The sequence below is a fragment of the Pseudoxanthobacter sp. genome (assembly GCF_036822375.1).
Lineage (GTDB): Bacteria > Pseudomonadota > Alphaproteobacteria > Rhizobiales > Segnochrobactraceae > Pseudoxanthobacter.
Genome location: NZ_DAISHT010000005.1, coordinates 1 through 10,160, shown reverse-complemented (window position 1 = coordinate 10,160; position 10,160 = coordinate 1). Strand labels below are relative to the sequence as shown.

Below are 10,160 nucleotides of genomic sequence, written 5' to 3'. Positions count from 1 at the left end.
GACGCATACCGCGTCGGCGCGACGGGCCGGCAACCGGGTCTGTTTCCCTCCCCGGCTGCCGGCCTGTCGCGGCGGCTGCCGGCCCGATCTGCCCAACCCTCCGGCGGAGTGGAGAACCATGACGGCACTGGTCGAACTGAGCGCCATCACCAAGTCCTTCGGCGGCGTCCATGCGCTGCGGGGGGCTGACCTGACGGTGATGCCGGGCGAGGTGCATGCCCTGCTCGGCGAGAACGGCGCCGGAAAATCGACCCTGATGCGCGTTCTGGGCGGTGAGTTCCAGCCGACCTCCGGCGAAGTGCGGGTTGGCGGCGAGCCGGTGCTGTTCCACGGCCCGCGCGATGCCATTGCCCGCGGCATCACCATCATCCATCAGGAAATGGCGCTGGCCCCGGATCTGTCGGTTGCGGAGAATATCTTCCTGAAAGATCTGCCCGCCGGCATCTCGTGGCGGACGCTGAAGGCCCGGGCCCGCGACCTGATCCGGCGCCTCGGCTTCGATATTAATCCCGGCGTGCTGGTGGGCGAGCTTTCGGTGGCCCATCAGCAGGTGGTGGAAATCGCCAAGGCGCTGTCGCGCGAGGCGCGGGTGATCGTGTTCGACGAGCCGACCGCGGTTCTGGCGGCGCGCGATGCCGACCGGCTGCTGGACATCATCACCGATCTGCGCCGCCATGGCGTCGGCGTGGTCTACATCTCCCACCGCCTTGAGGAGGTGTTTCGCATCGCCGATCGCATGACGGTGATGAAGGACGGGCAGGTGGTGGATGTCGTCACGCCCGCGCAGTGCGACATGGACGGCGTCATCCGCCTCATGGTCGGCCGCCCCGTCAATGCGCTGTTTGCCTCGCGCGCCGGCCGCAAGACCGGCGCCGAGGTGCTGCGCGTGGAGAAGCTGAACGCCGGCCGCCGGGTGCGCGATGTCAGCTTTTCGGTGCGGGCCGGCGAGGTCGTCGGCCTCGGCGGACTGGTCGGCTCCGGCCGCACCGAGGTCGCGCGCCTGATCTTCGGCGCCGATGCCCGCGACAGCGGCCACATCTATCTCGACGGCAAGCCGCTTTCCGTCCACAAGCCGGGCGATGCGGTGGCCGCCGGCATCGGCCTCGTGCCGGAGGACCGCAAGGGGCAGGGCGTCATTCTCGACCTGCCGATCCGCGTCAACGCCACCATGGCGGGCATGGGCGCGGTCACCAACCGCTTCGGCTTCATCCGCCGGGCGGCCGAGCGGGCGACGGTAACCGGCCTTGCAAAGGCCCTGCGCCTCAAGGCTGCCAGCATCGATGCGCCGGTTTCCAGCCTTTCCGGCGGCAACCAGCAGAAGGTCGTGCTGGCCAAATGGTTCCACGCCGGCGGCCGCGTCATCATTCTCGACGAGCCGACGCGCGGCGTCGATGTCGGGGCCAAGGCCGAGATCTATGCCCTGATCGAGGAACTGGCCGACAAGGGCTGTGCGGTCATCGTCATCTCGTCGGAACATCAGGAACTGTTCGGCCTGTGCGACCGGGTTCTGGTGATGGGCGAGGGCGAGATCCGCGGCGAACTGATGCCGGATGCCTTCAGCGAGGAAAACCTGCTGTCGGTGGCGATTTCCCGCACGACGTCCCGCACCCTTGCCGGCGCTCCGGCGGCGGCCTGAGGCGGGCGGCTGCCGCCCGCAATCGGCCTTGCAGGTGTCAACACTTTAAGGTGAACCCATGAGCGCTGTTTCAGCGGATGCCACGAGCCCCAAGCCCCGGATCAGTCTGACCGAGGCTTTCCGCCGCTACGGCACCTTCTTCATCTTCGTGCTGCTCGTGGTGGTGGCAAGCTGGCAGTCGCCCGCCTTCCTGACCGAACGCAACATCATGAACGTGCTGCGACAGGTCTCCGGCACCGGCATCATGGCGGTCGGTATGCTGTTCGTCATTCTGACGCGCGGCATCGACCTTTCGGTCGGCTCGGTCGCCGCGCTCGGCAGCGTGCTTTCGGCGCTGTTCATCGCCCGGTGGGCGCCGGGCGCCGCGCTGCCGCTGGTGGTGCTGGCGGGGGCCGCCTGCGGTGCCGTTACCGGCTTTCTCGTTGCCTATGTGCGCCTGCAGGCGTTCGTCATGACACTGGCGATGATGACGATGGCCCGCGGTCTGGCCCTGATCATCTCCAAGGGACAGCCGCAGATGGTGGGCGATGCGGGCTCCGTGCTCACCGCCTTCGGCGCCGGCTATGTGTTCGGCGTGCCGATGCCGGTCATCCTCATGCTGGTCATCTTCGGCATCGCCGGCATCGTTCTGGGCTTCACCCGGTTCGGTCGTCTGGTGAAGGCCATCGGTTCCAACGAGGAGGCCGTGCGGCTTTCCGGCATCGCCGTGCCGCGCTATGTGATGGCGGTCTACATCATCTCCGGCGCGCTCGCCGCGGTGGCCGGCATCATCTCCACCTCGCGCTCGGGCGTGGGCTCGGCAACGGTCGGGGTCGGCGCGGAACTGGATGTGATCGCGGCGGTGGTGATCGGCGGCGCGAGCCTGATGGGCGGTCGCGGCGGCGTGTTCAACACCTTTCTCGGCGTGCTGGTGCTGGGCGTGATCGGTAATATCATGAACCTCGCCAACGTGCCCGGCTATCATCAGCAGGTGTTCATGGGCGTCATCATCGTGATCGCCATGCTGCTGCAGAACGGCACGGCCTGGCTGCGCCGCTGAGAAACGTCCCTGTCGCGGAGCCTGCCATGGTCAGCGCTGCTTCTTCCGCCCTCACGCTTTCCATCGATGTCGGCACGGGCTCGGCCCGCGCCGCACTGGTGGATCGCGATGGCCGGATCGTCGATATCGCCGGACGCGAATATGATCAGATCGTGCCGCGCTTCGGCTGGTCGGAGCAGCGCCCGGCCGACTGGTGGGACGGCGTTGCCGGCTCGGTGCGTGCCCTGCTCGACCGCCATCCCGATGCCCGCGACCGCATTGCCGCCATCTGCGCCTGTGGCCAGATGCACGGCACCGTGCTGATCGACGATGCCGGCCGCCTGACGCGCGAAACCGTGCCGTTGTGGAACGACAAGCGCACGGTGGCCGAAGTGGCCGCCTTCGAGGCGGCCAACGCCCCGGAAAGCTATCTGGCGGAAAGCGGCAATCCGCCGACCCCGGCGTGGGCCGCGTTCAAGCTGCAATGGATCCGCAACACCGAGCCGGATGCCTATGCCCGCGCCGCCGCGGTGCTGGCGCCCAAGGACTACATCAACTTTTGCCTTACCGGCGAGATCGCCACCGATCCGACCGAGGCGTCGTGCAACTTCCTCATGAACCCGCAGACCGGCGACTGGTCGCAGGCCATGATCGCCCGGCTCGGGCTGAACCCGGCGATGATGCCGCCGATCCGCCCGCCGCAGGCGGTGCTGGGCGGGGTCAGCGCGGCGGCGGCCCTTGCCACCGGGCTTGCCGCCGGCACGCCGGTTCTGGTGGGCGGGGCCGATTATCCCATGGCACTGCTCGGCTCCGGTGTCTGCCGGCCGGGGCTTGCCTCCGATGTGACCGGCACGTCGTGCATCATCACCCTCATCACCGGTCAGGCGCTGCTCGACCCGGAGATCTCCAACGTCGCCACCGTGGAGGGCAACTGGGGGCCGTTCATGCTGCTGGAAACCGGCGGCGATGCCATGCGCTGGGCGCGCCGCGCGCTGCTGGACGGCCGGGGTGGTTATGAGGACATCGTGGCCCGCGCCGCGGAGGCCCCGGCGGGGGCGGGCGGGCTGATCTTCATGCCCTATCTCACCGGCGAGCGCTTCGGCGCGCATCGCAACGCCCGCGCCCAGTTCTTCGGGCTGGCGGCCGGCCATGGCATGGAGCACCTGCAGCGCGCGGTGATGGAGGGCGTGGCCTTCGGCGTCGCCCGCCACATCCGCATTCTGGAGGCGAATTCCGGGCAGGCCGTGGAGCGGGTGATCGCTTCCGGCGGCGGCGCGCGCACGCAGTTGTGGCTGAAGATCAAGGCCAGCGCCTACGGCATTCCGGTGGTGGTGCCGGCGGAGGCCGAATGCGGCGTCATCGGCTGTGCCGCACTGGCAGCCACCGCCACCGGCCGGTTCTCGCGCGTCGAGGATGCCGCCGGCGCCTTCGTGCGCTTTAAGGGCGAGGTGGCGCCCGATCCGCGCTGGGCCGACATCTATGCCGAAACCCAGCCGGTGTTCGACCGGCTCTATGCCCGTTCGCAGGCACTCTACGACGATCTCGACCGCCTTGCCGCCCGCACCGCTGCCATTCTGGCCGCCACGCCGGCCGACACGATGGCCGCAGCGGACTGACGAAGCCCGCGCCCCCAGCCGTTCCGCCTTGCCGCATCCCGATGCCGGCCGCCCTGCGGCCCGCCGGCGGGCGGCGTTCATCCGAAGGATTATTAATCCTATGTATATGGAAAAATTCTCTTTGTCCGGCAAGGTGGCGGTCATCACCGGTGCCGGCCGCGGCATCGGGCTGGCGGCGGCGGAAGCGCTGGCCGAGGCCGGTGCGCTCGTCGTCATCACCGACCGCGATCCCGCCCTTGCGGAGGGCGCGGTCGCCACGCTGGCCGCCCGCGGCTGCCGCGCCGAGGCCGAGACGCTGGACGTGACCGACGTTGCCGCGGTGGAGCGGGTGGCGGAGGCGATCGCCGCGCGTCACGGCCGGGTGGACGTTCTCGTCAACAACGCCGGCATCGCCATCTCCAATCATCCGGCCGAGACCATGGCGGACGATGTGTGGCTGCGCGTCATCGACGTCAATCTCAACGGCGTGTTCTGGTGCTGCCGGGCGTTCGGCCGGCGCATGCTGGAAGCCGGCGGCGGGGCCATCGTCAACGTCGGTTCGATGTCCGGTTTCATCGTCAACCGTCCGCAGGAGCAGGCCAACTACAACGCCTCCAAGGCGGGCGTGCACCACCTGACCCGTTCGCTCGCCGCCGAGTGGGGTGGCCGCGGCGTGCGCGTCAATTCCGTGGCGCCGACCTATATTGACACCGAGATGAACGCCTACGTCTATCAGGATGCGGAGATGTATCGCCACTGGGTGGGCGGCACGCCGATGAATCGGCTGGGCCGCACCGACGAGGTGGCCTCCGTCATCCTGTTTCTGGCCAGCGATGCGGCCAGCCTCATGACCGGTTCGATCGTGCTTGCGGATGGTGGCTATGTCTGCTGGTAAAACCCGTCTTCAGGGCATGCGCTTTCCCGGCCGCTATGTGCAGGGGCCGGGGGCGCTTGCCGCGCTCGGCCGCGAGGCGGCGGTGTTCGGCCGCCGTGCGGCCTGTGTGGTCGACCGCGGCGTGTTCCACCGGCTGGAGCCGGTGATTGCGGCTGCAACCCACGATGCGCTCGATCACTTCGCCGTGCTGCGTCACGGCGGCGAGTGCACGCTGGCGGAAATCGATGCCCTGGCGGACGCTGCGCGCGCAGCCGGGGCGCAGGTTCTGGTGGGCGTCGGCGGCGGCAAGGCGCTGGATACCGCCAAGGCGGCCGCGCGCCGGCTGGGCGTGCCGTGCATCGTCGCCCCCACCATCGCCGCCTCGGATGCCCCCTGTTCGGCCCTCTCGGTGGTCTACCGGGCCGACGGCACGGTGGAGCACGACGAGTTCCTGCCGCGTAATCCCGACCTGGTGCTGGTCGATACCGCCATCATCGCCGAGGCGCCGGCACGGTTTCTGGCGGCCGGCATCGGCGATGCGCTCGCCACCTGGTACGAGGCGGAGGCCTGCCGCAAGAGCGGCGCGCTCAACATGTTTCAGGTGCAGGGCCTGCCGCTCGCCTACCAGATCGCCGCGCACTGCCGCGATGCGATCTTCGCCTTCGGTGCCGAGGCGCTGGCGGAGAACGACCGTCACGAGGCCGGGCCGGCCTTCGAGCGCGTCGTCGAGGCCAACATTCTGCTGTCGGGCATTGGCTTCGAATCCGGCGGCGTGGCGGCAGCCCATGCCATTCATCACGGTCTGAGCGAACTGGCGGACGTGCACCACGCCCTGCACGGCGAAAAAGTGGCCCTCGGCGTGCTGGCGCAGCTGCGCCTTGAGGGCGTGCCGGAGGCCGAATTCGCGGCGGTGCGCGATTTCTGCCGCAGCGTGCGGTTGCCGACGCGGCTCGCCGACCTTGGCATCCGCGACACCGGCGACGCGGTGCTGGGCATCGTGGCCGCCCGCGCCTGCCGGCCGGGCGAGATCGTCCACAACCAGCCGTTCCCGGTCAGCGAGGCCATGGTGGTCGCGGCCCTGCGCACGCTCATCTGAAAGACCGGCGGCCGGCGGGCTCCCCTGCCGGCCGCCGCCGCAGGACCGGCAGAAAACAGCACAGGCAAGAAACAGCACAGGCAGAAAACAGCGGCTCCGGCCGCAGGGAGAAACGATGCCGCAGGTTCGCCTTCAGGAGGCCGTCTCCGGCTTCCGCCCCGACCTCTTTGCCGGCCGCCATATTCTCGTCTCGGGGGCCACCAGCGGCATCGGCCTTGCGCTGGCCCGCGGGTTTGCGGCGCTGGGCGGCACGGTCACCGCCACCGGTTCATCGGCCGCCAAGCTCGATGCCTGCCGCGCCGGCGCGGCCGACAGCGCCATCCGCTTTGCTGCGCTCGATGTGCGCGACAATCGGGCCATCGCGGCCTTCGTGGCGGGCCTCGACCGGCTGGACGTGCTGGTCAACGCCGCCGGCATCGCCCGGCCGGAGGCCGAGTTCAGCGACGAGACCTTCACCGACGTGCTGACCGTGAACCTCACCAGTGCCATGCGTCTGGCCACGGCCGCGCGGCCGCTGCTGGCGCGCACGCGGGGCAGCGTCATCAACTTCGCCTCGATGCTGAGCTATCTGGCCGATGAGACGGTGCCCGCCTATTGCGCCAGCAAGACCGGCATCGTCGGCCTCACCCGCAGCCTTGCCCACGCTTTCGGGCCGCAGGGCATCCGCGTCAATGCCGTGGCGCCCGGCTATCACGAAACCGACATGACCGCACCGCTGTGGCAGGCGCCGGCCAGCAACGCCGCCATTGCCCGCCGCGCCGCCCTGAGGCGCTGGGGGCAGGCGGAAGATCTGGTCGGGGCGGCGGTTTTTCTGGCGTCTCCCGGTGCCGCCTTCATCACCGGGGTTTGCCTGCCGGTCGATGGTGGCTATGTCAGTGGAAACCCCACAGAGGGCTGAACGGGCGAGGACGGACATGGCTGACGAAACGCACAGCGGCGAACTGGTCACGGCTCTTGAGGCCGCCCTCGGCGCGGATGCGCTTGTGCGCGACGCGGCCGATCTGGCCCGTTACGAGAGCGACTGGCACCACGACTATCATGGGGTAGCGCGCGCTGTGGTGCGCCCGCGCGATGCCGCCGGGGTGGCGGCCGCGGTGCGCATCTGTGCCGCCGCCGGGGTGCCGTTCGTGCCGTTCGGCGGCAACACCGGCCTCGTCGGCGCCACCGTTCCGCAAGGGCAGGGGCGGGAAGTGCTGATCGACATGGCCCGTCTCAGCCGGGTGCGCCATGTCGATCCCGTCGGCTTCACGATGGAGGTGGAGGCGGGGTGCGTGCTGGAGGCGGCGAAGGCTGCGGCCGAGGCGGCCGACTGCTTCTTTCCCCTCAGTCTCGGCGCGCAGGGCAGTTGCCAGATCGGCGGCAACATCGCCACCAACGCCGGCGGGGTCAACGTGCTGCGCTGGGGCATGATGCGCGATCTGGTGCTGGGCCTTGAGGTGGTGCTGCCCGATGGCCGGCTGTGGCGCGACCTGAAGCGGCTGCGCAAGGACAACACCGGCTACGACCTGAAGCAGCTCTTCATCGGCGCGGAAGGCACGCTCGGCATTGTCACGGCAGCGGTCGTCAAGCTCTTTCCCCGCCCGGAGCAGGTGGAAACCGCGCTGCTGGCGGTTGCTTCGCCGGCCGATGCCATGGCGCTCTACGGTCTGGCGCGGCGCCAGTGCAGCGACCTGCTGTCGGCTTTTGAACTGATGACCCGCGTCTGCATCGATCTCGCGCGCGAGGCCAGCCCGGCACTGGGCGAGCCGCTGGACAGCCCGGCGAGCCATTATGTGCTGCTGGAGCTTTCGGCCAGCGGCGGTGTCGATCTGGCCGCGCTGATGGAGACCTTCCTTGCGGTGGCGATGGAGCGCGGCCTTGTCAGCGACGGGGTGATTGCGCAGAGCCGGCAGCAGGCCGCCACCCTGTGGGCCTATCGCGAGCAACTGGTGGAAGGGCAGGCCCGCCGTGGCCACCACATGCGCTCCGACATCTCGGTTCCGCTGACCGATCTCGCGCGTATCTTCGACGAGGGGCAGCGCGCCATTGCCGCCCTGTCGCCGCATCTTGAGCCGGTGGCCTATGGCCACGTCGGCGACGGCAACATCCATCTCAATGCGCTTGCCCGGGCCGGCACGCCGGCAGCGGACCGCGACCGCCTGCTCGCCGCAGCCGAAACCGTGCTGTTCGATCTGGTCGATGCTGCGGACGGCAGTATCAGCGCCGAACACGGCATCGGCCTTTCCAAGCGCGCGGCCTTCGCGCAGCGCCTGCCGCCGCTGGATGCCGAACTGATGCGCGGGCTCAAAGCGCTGCTGGACCCGGCGGGCCTTCTGGGTCAGGGCCGGATTCTGCCGTAGGGTGGGTTTATGGCGGCGCTGCGCAGAGGGTCGCAGCATCTGTTCCGCGCAAGTCCGCAGAACAGGGGTTATGGAATGAATTAGGATACGAAGAAAAACACCCAGCCGCCCATGACCCGGCAAGACCGGCATGGCGCAGGCCCGGAACGCAAAAAGCCCCGCTCTGCGCCGAAGCAGAGCGGGGCGTTCTGTGTGCAGGCGGCGATTATTTCTTCAGTTCAACCGCATAATCCGACACCGGCTTCTCCGCCGAGATCAGCTTGTGATCGGCAAGAAACTTGCCGTAGGCCTCATAACGCGGCGTATCGAGCGTGTAGACATTGCGGGCGAAGGCCGGCAGCGTGTCCTTCCACGCGGTGCGGTTCAGGTTGTTGTCGAGGTCCGGATGGGCCTTGGCGAAGGCCGTCCAGGTCTCGTCCGGGTGCGCCAGCAGATAATCGGTGCCCTTCTGCAGCGCGGCCAGGAACTTCGCGATCTTCGGGTCGTTGGCGTTGGCCTTGTTGGCGACAAGGATCAGTTCGTCATAAGTGGGGGAATAATCCTCCACATTGAACATCACCGCATCGGCGCCCTGCTCTTTCAGCTCGGTCGCCTCGAAGTTGCGGTAGCCGCCGATCACCGCATCGACCTGACCGGACATCAGCGCCGTCACCAGCTGGAAGTTGACGTTGACAAGCTCGACATCCGACAGCGACAGCCCCGCCGTCTGCAGCATGGCGGCGATGGTGGCATCTTCCACGCCGCTCACCGAATAGCCGATCTTCTTGCCCTTCAGATCGGCAAGGCTCTTGATGCCGCTTTTCTTCAGCACCGTCAGCGTGTTGAGCGGCGTGTCGACGAGCGTGGCGACACGCACCACCGGCAGGTCCTTGTCGGCCAGCAGATAGATCTGCGGCTGATAGGTGATGGCAAGGTCTGCCTGTCCGGCGGCGACGAGGCGCGGCGGCATGGAAGGATCGGCCGGCGGCACGATCTCCACGTCGAGACCGGCCTCCTTGAAGGCGCCGATCTGCTCGGCCACCATGATCGGCGCATGATCAGGGTTGATGAACCAGTCCAGCAGCACGGTCACCTTTTCGGCGGCGTGCGCCGGGGCGCTCATCATCAGGGCGGCGCAAAGGCCGAGAACGGTCTTCTTCAGCATCGGTGGTGAACCCCTCGTTTTGGTTCAGGCGTTATCGCTGTTCGGCACCCAGTAGAGAAGACGCGACAGCAGCATGTCGACCGCCTTCCAGAGCAGCACCGCCATCAGGGAGAGAATGAAGAGGGCGGCGAAACACACTTCCGTCTGCACACGGGCATTGGCGTTGAGCATGACATAGCCGAGGCCGCCGGCGGCCCCCACCCACTCGCCCACCACCGCGCCGATGGGGGCAACCACCGCCGCCACCCGCAGGCCGGAGCCGAAGGCGGGCAGCGCCGCCATCAGCCGCACATGGCGCAGTTCGGCCCAGGAGCCGGCCCGCATGGTGCGCGCCAGTTCCAACCACCCCGTCTCGGTACGGCGCAGACCATCGAAGAAGGCCGTGACGACGGGGAAGAAGATGACCAGCACCGCCATGAACACCTTGGAGGCGGTGCCGAACCCCAGCCACAGCACCA

The 10,160-nt window shown here is 68.5% G+C and carries 9 protein-coding genes; 7 read left to right on the top strand and 2 right to left on the bottom strand.

The features are described 5' to 3' along the window. Positions 1-118: 118 nt before the first annotated feature. From V7067_RS01320 to V7067_RS01290, 7 genes are all read left to right on the top strand, one after another. The gene (locus V7067_RS01320) at positions 119-1,636 is read left to right on the top strand and encodes a sugar ABC transporter ATP-binding protein (protein WP_334174064.1); all 1,518 of its coding nucleotides are present in this window, start codon (positions 119-121) and stop codon (positions 1,634-1,636) included. 58 nt (positions 1,637-1,694) lie between these two features. Then, positions 1,695-2,675, top strand: coding sequence for an ABC transporter permease (locus V7067_RS01315; protein WP_334174063.1), 981 nt, complete (start codon positions 1,695-1,697; stop codon positions 2,673-2,675). Positions 2,676-2,701: 26 nt separating this feature from the next. Beyond that, positions 2,702-4,270, top strand: coding sequence for an FGGY family carbohydrate kinase (locus tag V7067_RS01310; RefSeq protein WP_334174062.1), 1,569 nt, complete (start codon positions 2,702-2,704; stop codon positions 4,268-4,270). A gap of 100 nt (positions 4,271-4,370) precedes the next feature. Continuing rightward, complete coding sequence (locus V7067_RS01305) at positions 4,371-5,144, top strand: SDR family oxidoreductase (protein WP_334174061.1); 774 nt, start codon at positions 4,371-4,373, stop codon at positions 5,142-5,144. Beyond that, entirely contained in the window at positions 5,131-6,219 is a 1,089-nt protein-coding gene (locus V7067_RS01300; protein WP_334174060.1) for a glycerol dehydrogenase, read from the top strand. The genes V7067_RS01305 and V7067_RS01300 overlap by 14 nt, the downstream gene beginning before the upstream one ends. A 115-nt stretch (positions 6,220-6,334) precedes the next feature. Further along, complete coding sequence (locus tag V7067_RS01295; RefSeq protein WP_334174059.1) at positions 6,335-7,117, top strand: SDR family oxidoreductase; 783 nt, start codon at positions 6,335-6,337, stop codon at positions 7,115-7,117. 16 nt (positions 7,118-7,133) lie between these two features. Next, positions 7,134-8,558: an FAD-binding oxidoreductase gene (locus tag V7067_RS01290; RefSeq protein ID WP_334174058.1), complete on the top strand. Its 1,425-nt coding sequence runs from the start codon at positions 7,134-7,136 to the stop codon at positions 8,556-8,558. A gap of 205 nt (positions 8,559-8,763) precedes the next feature. Here V7067_RS01290 and V7067_RS01285 read toward each other — a convergent pair whose 3' ends face one another. Both V7067_RS01285 and V7067_RS01280 read right to left on the bottom strand, forming a co-directional pair. Next, complete coding sequence (locus V7067_RS01285) at positions 8,764-9,702, bottom strand: ABC transporter substrate-binding protein (RefSeq protein WP_334174057.1); 939 nt, start codon at positions 9,700-9,702, stop codon at positions 8,764-8,766. A gap of 24 nt (positions 9,703-9,726) precedes the next feature. Further along, on the bottom strand, positions 9,727-10,160 hold a 434-nt coding region (locus V7067_RS01280; protein WP_334174056.1), incomplete at its 5' end, for an ABC transporter permease subunit.